General features: G+C 38.9%; 19 protein-coding genes and 1 riboswitch. Of the genes, 12 read left to right on the top strand and 7 right to left on the bottom strand.

Annotation, left to right across the window (positions count from 1 at the left end):
- Window positions 1–53 precede the first annotated feature (53 nt).
- Window positions 54–261: riboswitch (cobalamin riboswitch) on the top strand.
- A 23-nt stretch (window positions 262–284) separates the two neighbouring features.
- The 3 genes from H7R46_RS02965 (at window position 285) to H7R46_RS02955 (ending at window position 3663) form a co-directional block, all read left to right on the top strand.
- Entirely contained in the window at window positions 285–2201 is a 1917-nt protein-coding gene (locus H7R46_RS02965) for a TonB-dependent receptor plug domain-containing protein (protein ID WP_080630961.1), read from the top strand.
- Window positions 2202–2296: 95 nt separating this feature from the next.
- The gene (locus tag H7R46_RS02960; protein WP_005064237.1) at window positions 2297–2875 is read left to right on the top strand and encodes a cob(I)yrinic acid a,c-diamide adenosyltransferase; all 579 of its coding nucleotides are present in this window, start codon (window positions 2297–2299) and stop codon (window positions 2873–2875) included.
- Window positions 2876–2949: 74 nt separating this feature from the next.
- On the top strand, window positions 2950–3663 hold the full coding sequence (locus H7R46_RS02955) for a glycerophosphodiester phosphodiesterase (RefSeq protein ID WP_005064234.1): 714 nt from the start codon (window positions 2950–2952) through the stop codon (window positions 3661–3663).
- A gap of 28 nt (window positions 3664–3691) precedes the next feature.
- On the opposite strand, the gene H7R46_RS02950 is transcribed toward H7R46_RS02955, so the two are convergent.
- Window positions 3692–4225: an META domain-containing protein gene (locus tag H7R46_RS02950; RefSeq protein ID WP_005064230.1), complete on the bottom strand. Its 534-nt coding sequence runs from the start codon at window positions 4223–4225 to the stop codon at window positions 3692–3694.
- A 208-nt stretch (window positions 4226–4433) separates the two neighbouring features.
- Here H7R46_RS02950 and H7R46_RS02945 point away from each other — a divergent pair, with 208 nt between their 5' ends.
- The 3 genes from H7R46_RS02945 (at window position 4434) to H7R46_RS02935 (ending at window position 7798) form a co-directional block, all read left to right on the top strand.
- Window positions 4434–5606, top strand: a complete 1173-nt coding sequence (locus H7R46_RS02945) for an acyl-CoA desaturase (RefSeq protein WP_002116208.1) — start codon at window positions 4434–4436, stop codon at window positions 5604–5606.
- 99 nt (window positions 5607–5705) lie between these two features.
- Complete coding sequence (locus H7R46_RS02940) at window positions 5706–7148, top strand: protein adenylyltransferase SelO (RefSeq protein ID WP_005064227.1); 1443 nt, start codon at window positions 5706–5708, stop codon at window positions 7146–7148.
- Between the two features lie 68 nt (window positions 7149–7216).
- The gene (locus tag H7R46_RS02935) at window positions 7217–7798 is read left to right on the top strand and encodes a L,D-transpeptidase family protein (protein ID WP_005064226.1); all 582 of its coding nucleotides are present in this window, start codon (window positions 7217–7219) and stop codon (window positions 7796–7798) included.
- A gap of 70 nt (window positions 7799–7868) precedes the next feature.
- On the opposite strand, the gene H7R46_RS02930 is transcribed toward H7R46_RS02935, so the two are convergent.
- Window positions 7869–8555, bottom strand: a complete 687-nt coding sequence (locus tag H7R46_RS02930; protein ID WP_002116101.1) for a response regulator — start codon at window positions 8553–8555, stop codon at window positions 7869–7871.
- Window positions 8556–8576: 21 nt separating this feature from the next.
- Window positions 8577–10235 (bottom strand): sensor histidine kinase efflux regulator BaeS, encoded by a 1659-nt coding sequence (gene baeS, locus H7R46_RS02925; protein WP_005064224.1) that lies wholly within the window; start codon window positions 10233–10235, stop codon window positions 8577–8579.
- 132 nt (window positions 10236–10367) lie between these two features.
- Here baeS and H7R46_RS02920 point away from each other — a divergent pair, with 132 nt between their 5' ends.
- The 3 genes from H7R46_RS02920 (at window position 10368) to H7R46_RS02910 (ending at window position 14786) form a co-directional block, all read left to right on the top strand.
- Window positions 10368–10745 (top strand): hypothetical protein, encoded by a 378-nt coding sequence (locus H7R46_RS02920; protein ID WP_005064222.1) that lies wholly within the window; start codon window positions 10368–10370, stop codon window positions 10743–10745.
- A 289-nt stretch (window positions 10746–11034) separates the two neighbouring features.
- Window positions 11035–12837 (top strand): acyl-CoA dehydrogenase C-terminal domain-containing protein, encoded by a 1803-nt coding sequence (locus H7R46_RS02915; protein WP_005064220.1) that lies wholly within the window; start codon window positions 11035–11037, stop codon window positions 12835–12837.
- A gap of 167 nt (window positions 12838–13004) precedes the next feature.
- Window positions 13005–14786 (top strand): acyl-CoA dehydrogenase C-terminal domain-containing protein, encoded by a 1782-nt coding sequence (locus H7R46_RS02910; protein ID WP_182924240.1) that lies wholly within the window; start codon window positions 13005–13007, stop codon window positions 14784–14786.
- 69 nt (window positions 14787–14855) lie between these two features.
- Here the strand turns inward: H7R46_RS02910 and H7R46_RS02905 are convergent, their stop codons facing one another.
- A complete protein-coding gene (locus H7R46_RS02905) occupies window positions 14856–15734 on the bottom strand; it encodes a LysR substrate-binding domain-containing protein (RefSeq protein ID WP_080630969.1) in 879 nt (292 codons plus the stop codon).
- A gap of 123 nt (window positions 15735–15857) precedes the next feature.
- Here H7R46_RS02905 and H7R46_RS02900 point away from each other — a divergent pair, with 123 nt between their 5' ends.
- On the top strand, window positions 15858–16568 hold the full coding sequence (locus H7R46_RS02900) for a glutathione S-transferase family protein (RefSeq protein ID WP_005064212.1): 711 nt from the start codon (window positions 15858–15860) through the stop codon (window positions 16566–16568).
- Window positions 16569–16729: 161 nt separating this feature from the next.
- Complete coding sequence (locus H7R46_RS02895; protein WP_002116490.1) at window positions 16730–17212, top strand: phosphate-starvation-inducible protein PsiE; 483 nt, start codon at window positions 16730–16732, stop codon at window positions 17210–17212.
- Between the two features lie 38 nt (window positions 17213–17250).
- Here H7R46_RS02895 and H7R46_RS02890 read toward each other — a convergent pair whose 3' ends face one another.
- Complete coding sequence (locus tag H7R46_RS02890) at window positions 17251–17634, bottom strand: RcnB family protein (RefSeq protein ID WP_005064209.1); 384 nt, start codon at window positions 17632–17634, stop codon at window positions 17251–17253.
- A gap of 165 nt (window positions 17635–17799) precedes the next feature.
- Between H7R46_RS02890 and H7R46_RS02885 the strand changes: the two genes are divergently transcribed.
- A complete protein-coding gene (locus H7R46_RS02885; protein ID WP_005064208.1) occupies window positions 17800–18246 on the top strand; it encodes a hypothetical protein in 447 nt (148 codons plus the stop codon).
- A 248-nt stretch (window positions 18247–18494) separates the two neighbouring features.
- On the opposite strand, the gene H7R46_RS02880 is transcribed toward H7R46_RS02885, so the two are convergent.
- Both H7R46_RS02880 and znuD read right to left on the bottom strand, forming a co-directional pair.
- On the bottom strand, window positions 18495–19958 hold the full coding sequence (locus H7R46_RS02880; protein ID WP_005064206.1) for a phospholipase D family protein: 1464 nt from the start codon (window positions 19956–19958) through the stop codon (window positions 18495–18497).
- Between the two features lie 75 nt (window positions 19959–20033).
- Window positions 20034–22109 carry a zinc piracy TonB-dependent receptor ZnuD gene (gene znuD, locus H7R46_RS02875; RefSeq protein WP_005064204.1) on the bottom strand — a complete coding sequence of 692 codons (2076 nt, stop codon included), beginning with the start codon at window positions 22107–22109 and terminating at the stop codon, window positions 20034–20036.
- Between the last annotated feature and the right edge of the window lie 19 nt (window positions 22110–22128).

The following is a 22128-nucleotide window of genomic DNA, read 5'->3' as shown; positions in this document are numbered from 1 at the left end:
TCTCAGGGAATTGCTCCAAATGACATTGTATGAAGTAAATCGCCACTTTATACTGCGTAAAATTGGAAGCAAGTGTAAGCAATTCATGCTTTAGGGAAGCTGGTGAAAGTCCGGCACTGCCCCCGCAACGGTAACAATGTAAAGCATATTTTTTAAGTCGTTCTCGACTTACACCACTGCAGTAATGTGGGAAGGTGAATATGTCCATAAATTAAATATGGCGCTGAAGTCCGGAGACCTACTTGTTTCATCTATCTACCCGATCATTCACGTGGGGTGAATGTATGGAGCATGTTATGTCTAAGTCTTTTCAACCTACTCGTCTGGTAGGGGCTATCGCTATTGCGATGGGGTGTTCACCTGTTATTTTTGCTGAAGATACAACGAATGTAACTCAGCTTGATCCAATTGTAGTGACTGCTTCAAAAAGTGCTGAAAAAGCCAGTGAGGTTCCGGCGCGTATTTCAGTGATTTCAAAAGAAGAAATTGAAAAAAATCCTATTTCAAATTTATCTAATATCTTACAAAAAGATGCATCTATTTATATCAAACAAAATGGTGGTCTTGGACAAGGCACTAATCTTTTGATTCGTGGTACAAATCCAAATCATGTACTGTTATTAAAAGATGGAGCACGTCTAAATACTCCAAATACCCTTTCCCCAATCTATCCTGAACTTTTAGATACAACTAATCTTGACCGCATTGAGATATTAAAAGGTCCTGCATCAGTTCAATATGGTACTGATGCGATTGGTGGTGTGATTCAAATGATTACATCTACACCTGAAAGAAACTCTGCATTCGTTACAGGTATTTATGGTGAAGATAATACTTATAAGGCCATTATTGGAACAGATTTGGTCAGTGATGCAGGATTCTTTGCTCAGATTCGTGGGCAAAGTATGGAAAGTGATGGAACACATATTTTCAACACACAACCAGACAATTTAAAAGCTGCTTATGATCAAAAAGGTTATAGCGCAAAATTAGGATATGACAATAAAAATAATTTAAATACAAGTGTTGAAATTTCTCAAAATAAAGGCGCTAATAATTATTCAGACAATGGTGGCATAAGTAATACAGCTAAACGTGAGTTTGACAATCAGTTAGTCAGTACCAGAGTCGAATACAAACCGACAACTAATATCACTATCAATACAAGATATTCTAATTTTAAAGATACACAAAAGTATCGTGAATCATCACCTTATCATGCCGACACTAAACGCAATGAAGGTGATTTAAATGTTAAGTGGCAATTTACACAGGCACAAAACATCTTGGTTGGCACAAGTATTGATAATACAGAGTATCAAGATGCCTCCATTTTAAATGGAAAGCAAGATATTGACTCTACTGGCTATTATCTACAACATCAATATAAAACTGATAAAATCAGCACGCAATTAGGCATCCGCCTCGAAGATAATGAAAAATTTGGAACACATAATGTAGGACAAGGGGCTATTCGTTACTTTGTATTACCGTCAACCAGTATATATGCAAATATCGGAACAGCATTTAGAGCTCCTTCACTTACTGAATTGTATTATCACAGCGAAGCGGATTATGGTTCTTTTGGAATTTATCATACTTATGGGAATACTAATCTAAAACCAGAAGAAAGTACTTCATATGAAATTGGCTTAGATCATCAGTTTACTCCTGCATTAACAGCATATTTATCGGCATACAAAACAGACGTCAAAAATTTAATTGCCTCAACTTCAAGCTTTGATGTTGCAACTAATACAACGACAAGTACTTATGAAAATCTAAACAAAGCACAATTTTCTGGTGGAGAAGTTGGATTTAAATGGAAACAAGATGATCTATTTTTATCGACTGAATATGCCTATGTAAAAACTGAGAATAAAGAAACTGGTTTAGAAATTGCTTATCGACCTAAACAAACACTTACCTTAACTACAGGCTTAGAAAATGCTGTTTACGGTGTTAGCGCTTCTGTTATTGCCCGCTCTAGCTCTAATGCGCAGAATAGCTCTAATCCACAAAAAGTACCAGGCTATGCTACTGTCGATTTAAGTGCTTACTGGAATATCAATCCAAATGTTAAAGTATTTACTAATATCGAAAATGTAGGTGATGCTGAATATAAAACAGTTTACAACTTTAGTAACTGGTATGTGAACGGTGGCCGTCAAGCTTCTGTTGGCGTAACTTTCCGTTATTAATTTCTCACGCCAACTATAAAAATATTTTCTTAACTCCAGTTTCGGGGTAATGTTCTGACCGACATTATCCCTTTTTTTTGTTCAGGATATCCATCATGGGACACCGTTTAAGCAAAATCTATACACGCACAGGCGATTCAGGTACCACAGGTTTAGGCGATGGTTCTCGTGTTGCCAAGGATGATTTACGAATTACGGCACTTGGTGATGTTGATGAACTCAACGCCATTATTGGGGTACTTCGTGCTCAAATCACAGATAGCCAAGTAACTGATAAGGCCGCTTGGGATAAAAGCTTAAGTCTGATTCAACATTGGCTTTTTGATTTAGGTGGAGAGGTTTGTATTCCAAATTACAATCTACTCCAGCCGGTTTGTATTGAATTTCTTGAAAAAGAAATTGACCGTATGAATGAAGACTTACCGATGCTTAAAGAGTTTATCCTACCGTCTGGTTCTTTATCTTGTAGTTATGCTCATCAAGCCCGTGCCGTTTGCCGCCGTGCAGAACGATCGCTCATGTCAGTACAAACTCGTGATCAAAATATTCAAGCTACAGCACTCCAACTTTTAAACCGCCTATCTGACTGGTTATTTGTTGCATCACGAGCTTTACAGCGTGCCGAAGGTGGTCAAGAAGTGCTTTGGCAAAAAAATATTAATGAGATTATTTAAAAATAGATTAGATTAAACATGGTCTCTGCTCTTTTTAAAGAGACCATAATCAAAAGATTTCATAGAAGAAAATTATGCGCATTATTGGTCATCGTGGTGCACGCCGAGAAGCTCCTGAAAATACACTTGGTGGGTTTCAGTACATAAAAAATTTAGGTATTCGTGGTGTCGAATTCGATATTCGTCAGCTTCAAGACCAAGAGTTGGTTGTTATTCATGATGACAATTTTTTGCGTACAGCTGGAGTCGATCAAGTTGTAGAACAATCTACTTTAGCTCAAGCATTATCATTTGATCATCGTCAAAGCTGGCCTGACTGGCCAAATTCAGAGCCAACACCTACACTCACAGCCGTTTTAAACTTACTTGATAATTTCGATCATATTGAAGTTGAAGTTAAAGCTGTAAGAGATATGGCGTTGGCCGAAAAACTCGTTCAAAAGCTTGAGACGGAATTACAGGGCTTTGAAAAAGTTGTAACCATCACAAGTTTTGATCTTCAAATTCTAAACGCCTTACGCGATATCAACTCTCAATTTAAACGCGGATTGTTAGTTGAGCTTCCAGTTGGGGCAACGGCAATTGAACTCGCGCATCAATATGGGTGCTGTCATATTGGTTGGCACGACCAACTGGCAACAGATGAAATGATTCAATTATCACATCAAGCTGGTTTGAACATTAGTGTCTGGACAGTCAATGATGTAGAAAGAGCAAAAAGGCTGCGTGATTTAGAGATTCAGGGCTTAATTACAGATATTCCAACCACGATGTTACAAGCCCTGTAAATATAAAAAAGGTGGTAAAAACCACCTTTTATTTCTTTTGTGCCTGAATGAGGCGCTGACCACTCTGGTCAAGTAGATATAGCGTATTACCTACGAGTTGAAAGCGTTGAATACGTTGCAAAGCATCTACCAGCTCTGCTTCTTGAGCCAAAGCACCATCACAGCTTGAATGGCCTGCATTTACTTGCATATCAAGTTTTTGCTGACTAAAATTAAATGTATAACGGCCAAAAACAGCATTACAGCCAGTATGTCCCGATACTGTTTTGACTGCTGAGTTCAGTGAAAGGGTTGGCCATTGGTTAAAAAATTTTGCCTTATGACCACTGATCTGAGTGATCTGCCAATCAATATCTTGAATGCCATCTGGACTCACTCGCTTTTTTACAATAGGGGTTTGAGTCTGATGAACTGTTCTTTTTGTTTGAACTTTTTTCGTAGTTTGTTCGGGTGCACTTTGACATGCGGCTAATACAAGACTGATTGTGACCAAGACACACTTCAATGATAATTTTCTTGAAATATCAATGCTGTTCTTTTTTTTCAATCGTTGTACGTTCATTAAACAACTTCTCCTGCTTGAAAAACTCTTTGACATAGTTTAATTCTGTTACGGTTCTTTCAATACATCTGTACAATAATGCTAGTGATTCTCACTAAGCACGTGCTAATATGAAGGATAGAATAGCAATATATCTTGATGATTGGTTTTGCTATGTCGTTTTGTCTTTGTACCTTGTTTCACAAGGATTCTAGGAGCGCTGCCGGATATGACTTCCGCCCCACTCAAAGCCCCAATTAACTGGACCGCTAGCATTACCTTAATTGGTTTACCAATTCTTGCCGCAATCATAATCCCGATTTATGCGTATTATTATGATTTTAGTGTAAGCGCATGGGTAAGCTTATTTTTTCTTTTAGCTCTAAGTAGTATGGGGATTACTGCTGGTTACCATCGCCTTTGGGCTCACCGAGCTTATGAAGCATCGTTACCGCTTAAAATTCTTTTAATGATCGGTGGAACATTTGCCGTACAAAATAGTATTTTGTTCTGGGCATCTGGTCACCGTACTCACCATCGACATGTTGATGATGTTGATGAAGATCCGTATTCAATTGAACGTGGTTTTTGGTATGCCCATATGGGTTGGATGATCCGCGATCATTCACCATCTGAGCCAGACTTTAAAAATGCACCAGATCTACTCAATGATAAATTGGTCATGTTCCAGCATAAATATTACGCGCTACTTGTAGTTGCAGTTCATGTTGGTATTTTAGGTTTAATTGGTTGGGCAACAGGTGATCTATGGGGTGTAGTCCTCCTAGGTGGTCTCTTACGTTTAATCATCAGCCATCAAGTTACATTCTTTATTAACTCGCTTTGCCATATGTTTGGTAAACGTCCTTATACAGACGAAAACTCAGCACGTGATAATTTCTGGTTAGCTATTGCCACTTGGGGCGAGGGTTACCACAACTATCACCATATCTTCCAATACGACTATCGTAATGGTGTGAAATGGTGGCAATATGACCCAACAAAATGGTTGATCTGGTCATGTTCTAAAATTGGTTTAGCTAAAAATTTACGTCGTATTCCAAGCTTTAATATTAAAAAAGCAGAACTGGCGATGAAATTTAAATACGCTGAACAAGACCTCGCTATTTATGGTCATGATGTAAATGCAGACATTACTCAAATGAAGCAACGTATTGCACAAGAGTACGAAGCATTTACACATACATTAAATGATTGGGCAAAACTTAAAGAACAAGAGTTACAAGCTAAAAAAGCAGCAATGGCTGAAAAGATTCATAGAATGGATCATAAGCTTAAAGTTGATTTCCAATTGCTTGAACACCGTTTAAGTCATCACCGCGAATGCTTAGAAACACTTATGCGTAGTGTTAAAAAGAATACCAATGTGGTGTCAGACTAAAATAAATTCTGATCTAAAATAGCTCTTTCGGGAGCTATTTTTATGCCTGCTTTTTAACTGTGTTATAGTGAAATCCGCTCTCTCTATTTTGCTAAGCCTATGCAGTTTAATCCGCTCTACCCTTCACTTCCGTCTAAATTATTTCATGTTCAGCAACCATCACCTTTACGTGGTGCAAAAGCAGGACATTTTAACAGTGCTTTGGCTGATGAACTGCAATGGTCAGAAGACGATAAAAATGCATGGGTTGATATCTGTAGTGGACAGCGTACATTCCCTGAATTTCCGTCTCTTGCGATGGTCTATGCTGGCCACCAATTCGGACAATGGGCAGGACAACTCGGCGATGGACGTGGCTTACTCATTGCGCAAATACTCAATACAAAGGGCCAAACCATTGACCTACACCTAAAAGGTGCAGGTCCTACGCCTTATTCAAGAATGGGAGATGGGCGAGCAGTATTACGTTCTGTGGTCCGTGAATATTTAGCAGGACATGCTTTAAATGCTTTAGGCGTCGCATCTAGTCATGCAGTCGGTTTTACAACCTCGACTCAAGGCGTACAGCGTGAAAAATTAGAGTTAGGCGCAATGCTACTTAGAACATCTGAATGTCATATTCGTTTAGGACACTTCGAATGGATTAATCAATATGCGCCTGAATTGCTACCAGAATTCACTCAAAAATGTATTGAATGGCATTATCCAGAATGCTTAGAAACTGAAAATCCAATTTTATCCTTTGCCAAAAAGGTAGTTGAACGTACTGCAATTATGATTGCGAAATGGCAATTGGTTGGATTTGCTCATGGCGTAATGAATACCGATAACTTAAATATTACAGGTTCAACACTCGATTTTGGGCCATATGGTTTTATGGAGCGTTTTCGCCCGAACTGGATCAACAATCACTCAGACTACCAAGGTCGTTATACCTATCAAAATCAACCGAGTATAGGCCATTGGAACTTATGGACGTGGCTAAACAACTTAATTCCTCTCGCTGAACCTGAACAAAAAGATAAGTTTAAAGAAGAGTTAGCACGTTGCTTAGAACAATTTGAACCAATCTTTTTAGAACACTATGGACAAGGTTTATGTCAAAAAATGGGACTTCCCCATTTCCACAAAGACAGCCTTGATTGTAGTTTTGCGTTTTTAAGAATCTTACAAACTGAACAACTCGATTACACTCAAAGTTTTATTCGTCTTCAAAATAAAGAATACAAAGCTTTACGAGATGATTGCCTTGATATTCGACAGTTTGATGAGTTTCTTAGCCAATATGAAAGCATTCGTGAACATCAAGATATTGATGAGCTGGATGCAAATATGCAAAAAGCAAATCCAGTTTATATTTTACGTAATCACATGGCGCAGCGTGCTATTGAAGCAGCGGAAAGAGATGATTTTAGCGAAGTAGATCGTTTATTTAAGCTACTTAATCATCCATACAGAAGACAACCAGATCTTGAGCAACCACAAGATTTAGGGCCATTACCAAGTGATGTTCCAGATGTGGCAGTGAGCTGTTCATCTTAATATTAAAAAACTAAACTCTCTTAAGCCACTTAGCTTAAGAGAGTTTCTTACACATCAAAGAATAATATATGAAAATTAAACCCCTCATTATTTGTACATTTCTTATAGTTCCACTGGGAATCGCTTTTTATAATTATGAAAAATATTTACCGACTTTTACGTCAAGCCATCAAGCCCTCTCAAATGAAGAGATCCAAGAAATAATCAAGACCAAGCCTGTTACTTCAATTGAAGTGTTTAAAAACCAACGCCTACTTCTGCTCAAGAGTAATCAGGACGTGATTCGGCAATATCCGATTCGTCTCGGCTTTAATCCCAAAGGACATAAACACTTTGAAAATGATGGTAGAACACCTGAAGGGATTTATTCTATAGATTGGCGAAACTCACAAAGTGCTTACTATAAATCTTTGTATATTTCCTATCCCAATGCGAAAGATATTGCTTATGCCAAGCAACATCATCAACCAACAGGAGGAGATATCATGATTCATGGATCTGTTCCGAAATCATTACTCTCGATGCCTTTTAGCTCGACTTATATGCCCCATAAGGATTGGACGTTAGGATGTATCGCGGTTAGAAATGTAGATATAGATGAAATTTGGCAATTGGTACCCAATCAAACCAAGATTATAATTTATCCATAAAATCTTTAAAACTATCCACATTTTCTGTGGATAACATTGTGGTTATCCACAGAATAACTTTTATGAAGACTTACTCTTCAGGATATTCGAAGCGATAACCTACGCCATAAACTGCTTGAATCCACTCATGGCGGTTACCAGTTTCCGCTGCTTCACTAATTTTTCGTCGCAAATTTTTGATATGGCTGTCAATCACACGATCGGCAACATCGAAGCTATCTGGATTAATATGATCCAATAATTGTGCACGTGAATAAACTTGCCCCACATGCTCTAAAAATAGCTCAAGTAAGCGAAATTCGGTTGGTGTTAAACTCAATGATTTTTGTTGATACCAAATTCTTTGTTGTGCTTTATCAATTCGGAAAGAATCATTTTGTTCAGGTTCTGCCTTACGCTCTAAACGGCGTAAAACAGCTTGTACACGAGCCACTAACTCTTTTGGGCTAAATGGTTTACATACGTAATCATCAGCTCCCATGTTAAGACCTAATACTCGGTCAATTTCTTCGGTACGGGCAGTGACCATAATAATCGGTAAATCTGATTGTTCACGAACTTTACGGCAAATCGTTAAACCATCCATTCGTGGAACCATTAGGTCCAGAATCATCAAATTTGGTTTACGTTGCTGGAAACTCGCATAGGCATCTTGACCATCATGAAACATACTTACTTCAAAACCGGCAGCTTCAAGATAATCACGCACCAAATGCGCCAATTCGACTTCATCTTCAACCAACATCACATGTTTCATGAGATATTTTTCCTTTTATATTTAACTCTGCTTTTTAAAAGTAAGTACACAACGTAAACCACCTAATGGTGAATGTTCAAAACTGAGTGTACCACCAAGCGCCTGCGCAATCTTACAAGACAAAGCTAAGCCCAGCCCTGTTCCACCTGTACTACGCGTACGCGAATCATCTACGCGATAGAAACGTTCACCTAAACGGGATAACTGCTCATCACTTAAACCATAAGGACTATCATCGACATACAAAGTCCACTCTTGAGGAGTCTGGCTTGTATGAATATGAATTTTGCCACCTGTTTCCGTATAACGAATACTATTACTAATTAAATTAACAATAATCTGTTTAAACCGGTCACGGTCTAATAATAGCGGAGAACTTGTTCCTTCAACTTGAATTTCGAGACCAGCCTGCTCAAGTTTGGGTTTAAAGTTTTCAACTTCTTGTAGTACCACTTCCCATGGATTTACAGAGCTCAAATAACACTTAAGCTGCTGAGCATCTGCCTGCGCCAAGTCTGCAAGGTCTTGGGTCAATTTTTTCAAGCTTGAAACCTGACGCATCATTGCATCTAAATGTTCAGGAGTTGCTTTTCGAATCCCGTCTTGCATGGCTTCAATTTGTGCTTGCAATACAGCCAAAGGCGTTTTTAATTCATGAGAAGTATCTGCCACCCATTGACGTCGTGACTCTTCATGCTGATGTAAAATCTCTGCCAAATGGTTCAATTGAGTTGATAAATCACCTAACTCATCATTTCGCTTAATAACTACTTGGTGTTGATAATTTCCTTTGGTTAATTCATTGGTTGCATTTAATAAACGCTGAATTGGCTTTTTAAAATAAGTCGCCATTAACAGTGCTGCAACTAAACTTGATAGTAAGGTTAAAGCATAGATTAAGAGTAAATAACGCTTTTGATTACTAAAGAAATTAATACTCAAAGCGTCTTCTTTATCTAAAACAGGCTTTAAACCTAAATATCCCACGACTTTATTATTTAAAATAATTGGGCGAAATGACATCTGATCTGATGAAGGCGGTTCACCTACCACAAACTGGTGCTGTGCATCATATAGAGATAAACGCGAACTCAATCCTAAACGGTCTGGTAAAGCAATAAAACGTTTCTTGCCATTTTGGGTTTCAATATCTTTTAAGCTTCCCTTCTTTGATTTATTTTTATCATCACTTGGGCGAAACTGATTTGCGCTTAAAGGGAATCTTAGCCCTTCAAAGGGTTGATACTGGGAAGGTAAATTTTGCTCGAGTGCTCTTAATTCCTCATCACTAAAAATAGTATTTTTATTGGTCGGTGCAACTTGCGGTGAAATATTAATAAGGGCATGTTCATCGAAAGAATGCTGTTGTATTGCAATGTCATATTGACGACGAAGCCACCACTGCGAGAGACGATCATAGTCGTCAGGAGCTGCGGTTCCTTCAATTTGTAAAATCTGTGCCTGAATCGCATTCCCCCAATCATGATACACCGTATAGACGTCACCCAGATTGGTAATGAGGCGGTCTAGTTTCTGCATTTCAACGTCAGCCACGTATTTGGCAAAATTCTTTTGCATGGTCCAGTGCAAAACGCTCAAGCTTGCAGTCGCAATAAGCAATGTGGTGAGCAAGACTGTCAAAAATAACCGTAATGCAATGGGAACACGTAGAACGTTCAAAAGCACTCTCTCATTTTTACCCTATATTTTGCATTGTAACCAACAACGAAAAGAAAAACTCTCCATTGTTTCTACATCTTTATTATCTAATCTTTAAGCCATCAGAAAACACAACATTAAAAGGCTTTAAATATGAAAATGACGGCTAAAATTGCATTATTCAGTGCGGCAATTGTAACAATGGGAAGTTTGGCTGCGTGTCAATCGACAACTCAACCACCTAAACCAGAGCATGGAATGATGCAAGATGGCCCACGTGAGGGTCACCACCGTATGAAGCACCGTGAGTTCACCCCAGAACAAAAAGCTGCATGGGAACAGCACCGCGCAGAACGTCAAGCTCGCTTTGAACAAATCCAAAAAGCATGTGATGGTAAGGCCAATGGACAACCCGTAAGTGTTCAAATTGGGGATAAGACAGTTGAAGGTACTTGTAACCTTCGTTTTGAACCAAAACGCCCTCAACCACCTGTTAATGCCCCTGCTCCTGCACCAGTTCAAGCAAAATAATTCTAAAAATCATAAAACAAAAGGCGCCTATAGGCGCCTTTTGTTTATACATAAGTGTTTACGATTTTGACTATTTGTATCATATAAACATAACTAAAAGTATTTACACTCAAAGCACTTACATAGTTTCAGCATTTTTTTCTTGACTTTGCAGTCACAAAGTAAAGGTCCTGAGGTGCTTGTACAGTTATGCAAGTTGTTGCACGATGTAATAGTCCAAGGTGCCTCATGGCACATTATCATAGATTAAGATTATAACTCTGGTTTCACCAGTATTGAGGAACCCGATATGCCACAATACAAAGCGCCCTTACGTGATATGCAATTCGTTTTGCATGAATTATTAAATGCTGAAGAACACTATGCAAAATTACCTGATTTCCAAGGTAACGTAAGCCGTGAATTGGTTGATCAATATTTAGAAGCTGCGGCGGACTTCTGTGAAAATGAGCTTTCTCCTCTAAACCAAGTTGGCGACCGCGAAGGTTGTACTTGGAATGATGGCGTAGTCACTACTCCAACAGGTTTTAAAGAAGCTTATCAAAAATATATTGAACTTGGCTTTCCGTCTTTATCAGCAGAAGAACAATACGGTGGTCAGGCATTACCTAACTCTTTAGGTATCGCAATTTCTGAAATGGTAGGTAGCTCTAACTGGGCATGGGGCATGTACCCAGGTTTGTCTCACGGAGCTGTACGTACATTAGAGCATCACGGTTCTGATGAACAAAAAAATACTTACTTGCCAAACCTTGTTTCAGGTGTTTGGACGGGTACGATGTGCTTAACTGAGTCTCACGCAGGTTCAGACTTGGGTATTATCCGTTCTAAAGCAGAACCAAATACTGATGGTAGCTATGCAATCTCTGGCGAGAAAATCTTTATCTCTGCTGGTGAACATGACATGGCTGAGAACATCATCCATATCGTTCTTGCTCGCCTACCTGGCGCACCAAAAGGTACTAAAGGTATCTCATTATTCATTGTTCCTAAATTCAATGTAAATGCAGATGGATCTATTGGCGAACGTAATGCGGTACGTTGTGGTTCTATCGAACACAAAATGGGTATTCACGGTAACGCGACTTGTGTCATTAACTTTGACCAAGCTAAAGGTTACTTGATTGGACCTGAAAACCGTGGTTTGAACTGTATGTTCACCTTCATGAACACAGCACGTATTGGTACTGCTGTTCAAGGTTTAGCAGCGTCTGAATCATCTTTCCAAGGTGCGTTGACTTACGCCAAAGAACGTTTAGCAATGCGTTCACTTTCTGGTCCTAAAGCTCCAGAAAAAGAAGCAGATCCAATTATCGTTCACCCTGCTGTTCGTAACATGCTTTTAACTCAAAAAGCGTTTGCTGAAGGCGGTCGTGCTCTTGTTTACTTACTTGCTCAATACGCAGATATCGTTGAAAAAGGCGAAACTGAAGAAGAGCGTAAGTTTGCTGACAACATCTTGTCTTTATTGACTCCAATTGCAAAAGCATTCTTAACTGAAACAGGTTCTGAATCTGCTAAGCACGGTGTACAAGTCTTCGGTGGTCATGGCTTTATTTCTGAGCATGGCATGGAACAAATCGTACGTGATACACGTATTGCTTGCTTGTATGAAGGTACAACTGAAATCCAAGCACTTGATTTGTTAGGTCGTAAAGTATTGCAAACTCAAGGTGCAATGCTACGTGACTTCACTAAGATCATCCATAAATTCGTAGAAGCAAACAAAGACAACGCTGCTATGAAAGAATTTGTTGAACCGCTTGCGGCGCTTAACAAAGAATGGGGCGATCTTACTATGCAAATCGGTATGCGTGCGATGCAAAACCCAGATGAAGTCGGTGCTGCTGCTGTAGATTACCTATACTTCGCAGGTTATATCACTTTAGCTTACCTATGGGCTCGTATGGCGCTTGTAGCACAAGAGAAATTGGCAGAAGGTACAACCGATGTTGACTTCTACAATGCGAAAGTAACTACTGCTCGTTTCTACTTCAAGAAAATCTTGCCACGTGTACGTTCTCACGTAGATGTGATCGCTGGTGGTCTAGATCCATTAATGTCATTAGACGCTGAACATTTCGCTTTCTAACCATAGTTAGTTGCGATATGCAATGTTAAAAAACAAAAAAGGACTGCTCAGTTTTGACGGTCCTTTTTTTATAAAATCAATGATAAATTTACACTTTAAATTCCATATCCATTTCGTTTTACAGGATATCTAGCACAGGCCGATGTGCACAAAAAAGGTGAACGATTATGCCAATTTACAATGCTCCTTTAGCTGATATGAAATTCATCTTAAATGATGTATTTAAAGCAGAACAATTTTGGCAGTCTAATGAGAAACTCGCTCATGTAGATGCTGCAACAGCTGAAGCAATTTTAGAAGAAATGGCTAAATTTGCTCAGAACGTGACTCATCCATTAAACCGTACTGGTGACGAAGAAGGGGCCCGCTATGAAAACGGCGAAGTATTCACACCAGCTGGTTTTAAAGATGCATTTCGTCAATATGCAGAAGGTGGTTGGATTGGCTTAGGTGCCGATGAGGAATGGGGCGGTCAAGGCATGCCAAAAATGCTCACCGTTCTTTCTGATGAAATGTTATTTGCGACTAACCCATCTTTCATGCTTTACCCGCTTCTTTCAGTAGGTGCTGGTATGGCTTTAAGCAGCTACGCATCTCAAGAACAAAAAGAAACTTATTTACCTAAGATTTATTCAGGTGAATGGTCAGGTACCATGTGTTTGACAGAACCACATGCAGGTACTGACTTAGGTATTATCAAAAGTAAAGCAGAACGTAATGAAGACGGTACATATAACATTACCGGTACTAAAATTTTCATTACTGGCGGTGACAACGATTTAGCAGAAAACATCATTCATTTGGTACTTGCTAAAACTCCAGATGCCCCTGCTGGTTCACGTGGTATCTCGTTATTTATCGTACCGAAATACCTTGTAAATGAAGATGGTTCTTTAGGCGACCGTAACCATGTTGGTCCAGGTTCTATTGAACATAAAATGGGTATCAAGGCATCTGCAACTTGTGTGATGAACTTTGATGGAGCTAAAGGTTACCTCGTTGGTAAAGAAAACGAAGGCCTTGCTGCAATGTTCGTTATGATGAACTATGAACGTTTATCAATGGGTATTCAAGGTTTAGGTGCATCTGAATTTGCTTATCAAAATGCTGCTCAATACGCGACTGACCGTTTACAAGGTCGTAGTGCAGCTGGTGTTCAATCACCAAACAAACCTGCTGACAGCATTTTAGTGCATGGTGATGTACGTCGCATGTTGTTAAATGTACGTGCCAATAATGAAGCTTCTCGTGCATTTGCTGTCTATGTAGGTCAACAACTCGATATTACTAAATTCTCAACTGATGCAGCAGCAGTGAAAAAAGCTAATGACCGTGTTGCGCTTTTAACTCCAATTGCAAAAGCTTACCTCACAGATACAGCATTCCAAGCGACTTTAGATGCTCAAATGGTATTTGGTGGTCACGGTTACATCCGTGAATGGGGTATGGAACAATGTATTCGTGACCTTCGTATTGCTCAAATCTACGAAGGAACCAACGGTGTTCAATCTCAAGATTTAATTGGTCGTAAAACCATTAAATGTGGCGGTGCATTCATTGCTGAATACATCACTGAAATTCGTGACTTTGCAAATGACTTAGACACTGATTTGAACTTCATTAAAGATGCAACTTTAGATGCTGCAACTGAAATTGAAGCAATCACTCAGTTTATTATTGAGCAAGCTGCTGAGAATGTAGAGTTTCCTAACTCAGCTGCGGTTGATTATTTACATGCAGTGGGTTTACTCAGCTTCTCATACATGTTTGCGAAAATTGCTGCCGCTGCTAAAGATAAGTCTGGTGATTTCTACCAAAACAAACTTGCTTTGGCTCAGTACTTTGTTGAACGTATCTTGCCAGATATTGATACGCGTATTGCTAAAATTAAAGCTGGTTCTGACTTAATTATGGGCTTTAGTGAAGATTACTTTACAAATCAAGCTTAATTAAGTTCTTTATAAAAAACGCCTGAATAATCAGGCGTTTTTTTATAATCATAAAAAGTAGAATAACTTTTAAGTTTTTAATTTCTCGACCAAGAAGTCAGCTGTAATATTGACACTGGGTAAAAGCCCTCGTCTTGTCAGCATCAATAAACTTGTCGTTACGCTACCAGCAGACCAATCTGGCAAAACATGAATTAAGCTACCCTCAGATAGTTCATTCATACAGAAAGTTTCAGGTAAAAGCGTAATACCCAATCCCCTTTTTGCAGCCCCCTTTAAGATCTCCGACTCATTTGCTACAAAGCGGATGTTTGGACGTACTATCTCTTTCTGACCATTTATATTTTGAAAATGCCATGGATTCATTTGCAATTCAGGCCATATACCTTCGTGTTTAAGCAAATCTTCTGGTGTATGTATAGGAGCCGATTTCCTTAAGTAGGTAGGCGCTGCAACAGCAATGATTTTATCATTTTTAAGCACACGTTGAATTAATCCAGAATCCGGCAATGGTTGAAAATGACTACGGATCACAATATCAAAGTTTTCACTCATAACATCAACGTAACGATCAGTTACCTCTACTTGTAATAACAGCTTAGGATAACGTTCTGCAAGTTCAGGCAAACAATCAGATAGAAGATACTGAGCAATGGGTACAGAAGCACTGAGTCTGACTACACCACTTGGTTCTTGTTGTTGTATTAATAGATTTTCTTCTGCATAACGAAACTCATCTACTGCATTTTTGGCATGTTGATAAAACAGTTTTCCTGATTCGCTTAAGACAAAACTACGTGAACTACGATGAATTAACGTTAAGCCCAGCTTATTTTCTAATATTGCAACACGCTTACTAATAGTTGATTTAGGTAAATTGAGCTGTTTAGCTGCGGCAGAAAATCCTTGATGCTCTACAGCAACAACAAAGAGATAAACATCATTCAAGTTTTGTCTAAGTAGCATTATTCAATGTCCATATATGTAGACAATAAGTTTCATAATACCTGACTACTAGAAACTTTTCTGTCGACTTATGATGATTTAACACATCAAAAAAGAGTAATCATCATGTCAACTTTCACTTTATTTTATGGCGTACCTTCTGGATGCTCATTTGGTTCAATAGTTGCATTGGAATGGTCAGGTTTACCTTATCAACTCTGTAGAATTGAGATGCCGGCTCAGTGTAATACCGAGGAATACAGCCAAATTAATCCAGTCGGTGAAACACCTGCACTGCTCTACGATAATGGTAAAGTTTTAACGGAAAGCATGGCTATCTTGAACCATGTCATGGCAAAAAGCCTGAATGCGGCTTTTCATTATGAACAAGGAACAGAACAATTTAATCTCTTTAATCAGAAACTAGCTTTTTTGAATACGACTTTATTCAATGCATTTAGCCCTCTCTGGTATAGCCTTGAACACTCGTCCTCAGAAAGTAATAAACAAGCATTATGTGAATATGGAGCAGTCCAAGTTAAAAAAGCATTTACCGCTTTAGAAAATAGTCTGATAAATCAAACTTGGCTAATTGGCGATCAATTGTCTTTTGTAGACGGATACTACGCAGGTATCGCACGATGGTTGGAATATCATAATGTTATTGATATTGATCAATTTCCAAACTGCAAACGACTTTATGAACAATTACAAAATGAGGCGGCGGTTAAATTTGCGCATGCAATTGAACAAGAACAATCCGTAAAGAGTACAGGTAACTTTTTAGGCCATATTGTATTTGAAGATGTCATTCAACAATATAAAAATTTGAAATAGTCTTTGTATTTATAGTGGATATCACCTTACTACCTGAGTTGAATTAAATCTTCATAAAAACGCCTGAATAATCAGGCGTTTTTTATTTTGTATTTACTATTTCCATTGGCACAAAATTTGTTTAATTTCTAAACATTACGAAGTGAACAAAAGATCTTATTATGCCTGATCCTAAAAAATACGAACGAATACTCGACCGTTTCGGACATTATGCAGTAGAAGCCTTCCATTATTTAGCCTTATTCATTATCGGGTGTATGGTGGCATGGTCTGCAGCCAATACGGTTTTTGAAATTCTGACCGTCAAAAAGTATGCTTCAATTGATGATATTTTATTATTATTTATTTACTTAGAGCTTGGAGCAATGGTTGGAATTTACTTTAAAACCAATCATATGCCTGTGCGTTTTCTTATTTATGTCGCGATTACGGCCTTAACCCGTCTACTCATTTCAGATATTCAACATGATCATAAAGCGGATATCGATCAAGTCATTATTACGGGCTCAATTTTGATTTTAGCTTTATCTATTTTAGTCGTTCGATTTGCTTCATGGCACTACCCATCAGTGATGAAAGAGAAACATGCAAAAACTTCTAATAATTTGAAAACCCCTCAACCGCAAGATGACGAATTAGCATAGAAAAAGGCCTCAATATTGAGGCCTTTTTATTTTTACGTTTAACGAACTCGGTAAATGTTGTGTCTTGAGTCTACTAATAAGTATTGATTAGGTGTTTTAACCCAGTGGTATCCACGTGGTGGCGCATATAAACGGTGTGCTCTCCAGTCCGAAACATAATAGCGGCTATGGCGATATTGAGCAGGAATACGTTCACCACGTTTAAAAGCAACATAGTTACCATAATGCTTACCACGATCAGCATTTGACCAAACTGGCGCTCGGTGATCATTACGATAATCATGACGGCGGTCATCACGATGCTCATATCGATCATAGTTTTTACCATGGTCATTGTTCCAACGGTGTCCAGAATCGGCCATCGCGGTAGCTGATATACCTAACATTAATGTCGAAAGTACAAGAACGATTGGCTTTTTCATGGCCTATTTCCTTTTAATCTTGATATGAAGCTAGATTAAAAGAGACTCAAGGAGAAACCATGAATAAAACCGCTTTGATTGCTAAACTTTGTAATGACTATAAAGAAAATATGAAGAATCTGTATCTGTGCTACCATTAGCATTTTTCAAACTAGGTCAATTGCTGTGTCTGAAATCAGTTTTGAGCGTCTTCATCAATTTTTTTGCAAAGTTCCAAGTGTACAAGAAGCCCGTATCATGGCTCATGGAGCAGATGGCGAACATGCTTGGTGGTTTAAGTTCAGTATTGATGTAGAACATCCGCTAGCATGGCAAACAGTTCAAGAATTAGGACATGTTTTAAACTATCTATCGACGAATGAACGCCTACCAACATTATTCTTCCCTGTTTCACCACCGCCTTACATGAATGGTGAAGCCAAAGATTTTTTATCATGGATTATTCAATGTAACCATCCTGAATTCTCTCCAGATGTGGTCTGTGACTGGCTTGAAGCACGTTTACCAACCCCTGTAGATGATGAGTCACAGTGGAAAATTAAAACGGATTTGAGTGAAATCGAAAAACTTGATGATAAAGCGTTGGATCAATTGATTCCGCCAGCGCCTTAAAATATTCAAAGTTTTACTCTCTATTTTTAATTAGCACGACGGGGTCTTAACGCTTTAAGTTCTACTTGTAGTAGCTAATTCGTTACTTTGGTTTCGCCCAAAGTAACCAAAAGCATTTGTCATCCACAAAACCTGTTCACTGTTTTCGTTTATCTAATTTTATTGCAAAAACAATTTAATCGTAGATTTTGGGCTGGTTGTGGATGACTATAGGCACAGCCATTTTTTGGAAAACTTCAAGATGGTGGTTAAAAAGTCGATAATCCTGACCATTCCATAAAACGATAAATCCAATACTTCACTTTAGACTCATCTGCATACTTCACATAATCCACGCTCATCTGTCTATCTTTTAGGTTTGACCACGAGGTATTGAAGTAATCTTGTGCATCTTTAAAAACTTGATCTTGAACTTTGCCAATGACCAACATATCCGTTTCAAGGTTGTAATTCTTTAAATTACGGGCCGTAAAGTTGGCAGATCCTACAATCAACTCAGCGTGTTGGGCATTATATTTCAAGATCATTTTGCTATGGTTCTGCTCGCCATGTGTATCACACCAACGGATTGGAATGCCCGCAGCGTGTAGCTCTGAAGCCACCTGACGGTTTGGAATACCATTCTTTTGTCGACCAAACGCATCTTTATTTGGATCTAATAAAACACGAACAATAACGCCTCGTTCTTGAGCACTTTTTAGGGCTTTAATAATCTTACGTTCAGATAAATAGAACATGCTTAAATCAAGATGCTCTTTCGGCTTCGCTGAATTAATTAATTTCAATACAGATTGATAAATTGCACCTTCAGTTAAAACTTGCACTTGAGGCTTGCTAACGTCTTTTTCAAAGTCACCTAAAATGAGCGATGGAGAACTACTGCCTGACATTTGTGCAACTGCAGCTTCAGTTTGGAGAACATCAGCAGCTGTCGCCCCTGTTACAACCAATGCGACATTAGAATGTCTAGAGCTGCCATCGTGTGGATTTGCTGAGGTCACCAATGTCTTCCAACCAGCATCGGTATCAACGACAACGGTTTTACGGTGATTGGCCTTAAAATTAAATAAGTTTAGATAGCTGCGCAGTGTAATTTTTTCATCACCGAATGGATTCGGTAACCAGCCTTTTTCAGGGTTATTGCCAATATTTTGACAGCAGATGTACCAGAACCCAGACCAAAACGGGTTAGAAGCACGCAAAGGGACTAAATTCGTTTCAATCACATCAATACCTGCCTGACGTAACTGACGGTAGTGTTCAGGGCTGATACCACCGTATACCGAGTTAATCGGATCGGTAATCATAACGATCTGAATTTGACGGTTCTGTCTTTTCTTACTCACTAATGCATCGGTTAACTCTTGCATTAATGGTCTTTGCTTGATTTTCGAGTCACCCACTTCTGAATTAAACAAGAACATATCCACCACAATTGTGGTTTTTGCCTCATCAATCATTTTCAAGATTTCATCAAAAATATGCTGATCAACCTGCTGTTGTCCTTTCGCATCTAGGTAGGTTTTATCAGCTAAAAATTTGACATCGGCATGTCTAAGCTTGCCACTAAAGTTAATCCCTTGTGGTAATGGTTTTACTGTGTGGTAAATCGCCGACGCAAGATATGCAATAGCAACAACGCAAAGTAATACCGCCATATAACGACGCCCTGACCAATTTATTTTTTGATGAATTCGTTGAAAAATACGCATAAAAAAGACCTAACTTGATGGTTTCAAATTAGGTCTTTTGGATTGATTTTTCAAGTTTAGTTTCGTGTTAAAACCTTAGAAACTAAAATCAACACCTACAGTAAAATTACGTCCAACTTGTGGAATATTTGATAAGAATGAAGCATGTTGATAAACCGTGTCATCTAACAAGTTATTTGCTTTCATATAAACACGATAATCTGTTTTTGCACCATATTGTCCAGAATATGCCACGCCAAGATTGAGCATGTTATAGCCTTCAGTTTCGGTCTCGTAAGCTGCGATCTTATCTTGATTAAAGACATGGTAGTACTCGGCAGAACCACTAAATCCATCGCCAAAGTCTGCATCAACTTTAGTCCCTAAACGTCCCGCTGGAATACGTGGAGCGTTACCCTCGGCATCAATTTTACCGCGTACATAGTCACCAAAAGCACTGATCTTGTACATTGGAGTAATTTGATAACCAATTTCACCCTCAGCACCATAGAAACGTGCTTTATCTTGAGTGTATTGAACTAAACGGAAGTCTTTATAACGGTCAAGAGTTTGTGCATAGATGTAGTCATCAAACCAGTTATGGTAAACATGCAGATGATAATCAAGTTTGTCATTATCAAAATGCAAACCTAACTCAACATTATTCGATTTTTCCTTACTGAGTTGATCATTGCCTAACTCATAAGTATTCGTCGCAAAATGTCCACCATTTGCATATAACTCTTGAGCTAAAGGTAAACGCTCTTGATGTGAAGCAACAAAAGAAAGTTTATAGTTCGGTGCAAACTCCCAATTCGCAGCACCTGCGTAAGAAAATGCCGAACCATCAAAATCTTGTTTAGAGTTATCGTCTACATCAATCTCTTGCTGATCTGCACGTGCAGAAAGCTCAAAATGTACGTCTTTCCATTGTTTATGTTCTAAAGCAAATACGCTCCACTTTTTGGTAGTGGTCGGAGCCATAAATGCTTCTTCGCCAGTTAAATCTAATTTCTGTTGACCTAACTGTGCGCCAATTACCCCTTCCCAACTTGCAATCGGGTTATGTACTAACTCAATACGTCCATCATAACCTTTGTTTTGGAATCGGGTCGCAATTGTTCCCTCTTCAATTTCATCATGCTGATAGTCAGTATAGCTTGCTTGCGCACGTAACTTTTGGAAGCCTGCAAATGGATCATTTAACTCGGTTTTAAAATCGTAACGCTCAGATTTTAAATCAATCCATGGGCCGCCATGCTCGTGCTCATGTTCTTCATGCTCATGATCGTGAGCTTCTTCACCCTCTTCATGCTCATGGTCTCCACAATGCAAATGTGGTCTTCCACCTAGATGAGCGCTACAACTTTCGTATTCATGGCTATGCCCCGGTAAGCCATATTGATCACGACGGTTACTATAAGAAATACCCGTATAACCACGGTCATAAATCCAAGACAAACCAACATTAACCGAGTCACCCTGAGCAAAAGTATTGTCTACACGGCGCTCTTTTTCACCTTCATGAATATAGTTTGGTGCAATATAGTTATTCGCATCACGTGTTAACCCCTCAACACGTAATGCAACTTGGCTGCCCAAGCCAACAGTTACGCCAGCGCTCGCCAGTTTTTCATCACTTCCAGTGTTGTAACGTAAGCCAACTTGTCCTTCATAACCATTTTCAGGCATTTGCGTAGGGATCTTGTTATCAATGACGTTGACTAAACCACCGACAGTCCCCGCACCAAACAGTAAAGTTGAAGGGCCGCGAATTACTTCGACTTGTTTCGCAAGCACAGGATCTACAGTAACAGCATGGTCAGGAGACAACGTCGAGACATCAATATTTTCTGATGAATTTTGAAGTACTTTAACGCGTGGTCCATCTTGTCCACGGATGACTGGACGACTCGAACCAGCCCCAAACTGATTCGCGTAAATTCCCACTTCACTACTGAGTGCATCCCCAATGGTAGCAGTGCCTTGCGACAGATGCTTTTGATCAACAACAGTATCTGCCACAGCAAAATCTTGTGAAGTTTGCTCAAGTGGATGAGCCTTAATTCGGATAGTTTCTAGCTTTTCAACATTTTCACTTTCTGCTGCAAACGAAGGTACGGATATGACAGCTAAAATGGATAAGGTCAAAATATTTTTATAGAACAACATGAGGTGATTCTCTGATCGC

This window comes from Acinetobacter sp. BEC1-S18-ESBL-01 (assembly GCF_014169935.1).
Lineage (GTDB): Bacteria > Pseudomonadota > Gammaproteobacteria > Pseudomonadales > Moraxellaceae > Acinetobacter > Acinetobacter pittii.
The sequence above is the reverse complement of the archived record's forward strand: the minus strand, read 5'-3'. Positions and strand labels throughout refer to the sequence as shown.

Excerpts from the sequence above, each read along its gene's own strand:
- H7R46_RS02965 (WP_080630961.1), top strand. The coding sequence starts at position 285 with ATGGAGCATGTTATGTCTAAGTCTTTTCAACCTACTCGTCTGGTAGGG.
- H7R46_RS02960 (WP_005064237.1), top strand. The coding sequence starts at position 2,297 with ATGGGACACCGTTTAAGCAAAATCTATACACGCACAGGCGATTCAGGT.
- H7R46_RS02955 (WP_005064234.1), top strand. The coding sequence starts at position 2,950 with ATGCGCATTATTGGTCATCGTGGTGCACGCCGAGAAGCTCCTGAAAAT.
- H7R46_RS02950 (WP_005064230.1), bottom strand. The coding sequence starts at position 4,225 with ATGAACGTACAACGATTGAAAAAAAAGAACAGCATTGATATTTCAAGA.
- H7R46_RS02945 (WP_002116208.1), top strand. The coding sequence starts at position 4,434 with ATGACTTCCGCCCCACTCAAAGCCCCAATTAACTGGACCGCTAGCATT.
- H7R46_RS02940 (WP_005064227.1), top strand. The coding sequence starts at position 5,706 with ATGCAGTTTAATCCGCTCTACCCTTCACTTCCGTCTAAATTATTTCAT.
- H7R46_RS02935 (WP_005064226.1), top strand. The coding sequence starts at position 7,217 with ATGAAAATTAAACCCCTCATTATTTGTACATTTCTTATAGTTCCACTG.
- H7R46_RS02930 (WP_002116101.1), bottom strand. The coding sequence starts at position 8,555 with ATGAAACATGTGATGTTGGTTGAAGATGAAGTCGAATTGGCGCATTTG.
- H7R46_RS02920 (WP_005064222.1), top strand. The coding sequence starts at position 10,368 with ATGAAAATGACGGCTAAAATTGCATTATTCAGTGCGGCAATTGTAACA.
- H7R46_RS02915 (WP_005064220.1), top strand. The coding sequence starts at position 11,035 with ATGCCACAATACAAAGCGCCCTTACGTGATATGCAATTCGTTTTGCAT.
- H7R46_RS02910 (WP_182924240.1), top strand. The coding sequence starts at position 13,005 with ATGCCAATTTACAATGCTCCTTTAGCTGATATGAAATTCATCTTAAAT.
- H7R46_RS02900 (WP_005064212.1), top strand. The coding sequence starts at position 15,858 with ATGTCAACTTTCACTTTATTTTATGGCGTACCTTCTGGATGCTCATTT.
- H7R46_RS02895 (WP_002116490.1), top strand. The coding sequence starts at position 16,730 with ATGCCTGATCCTAAAAAATACGAACGAATACTCGACCGTTTCGGACAT.
- H7R46_RS02890 (WP_005064209.1), bottom strand. The coding sequence starts at position 17,634 with ATGAAAAAGCCAATCGTTCTTGTACTTTCGACATTAATGTTAGGTATA.
- H7R46_RS02880 (WP_005064206.1), bottom strand. The coding sequence starts at position 19,958 with ATGCGTATTTTTCAACGAATTCATCAAAAAATAAATTGGTCAGGGCGT.
- znuD (WP_005064204.1), bottom strand. The coding sequence starts at position 22,109 with ATGTTGTTCTATAAAAATATTTTGACCTTATCCATTTTAGCTGTCATA.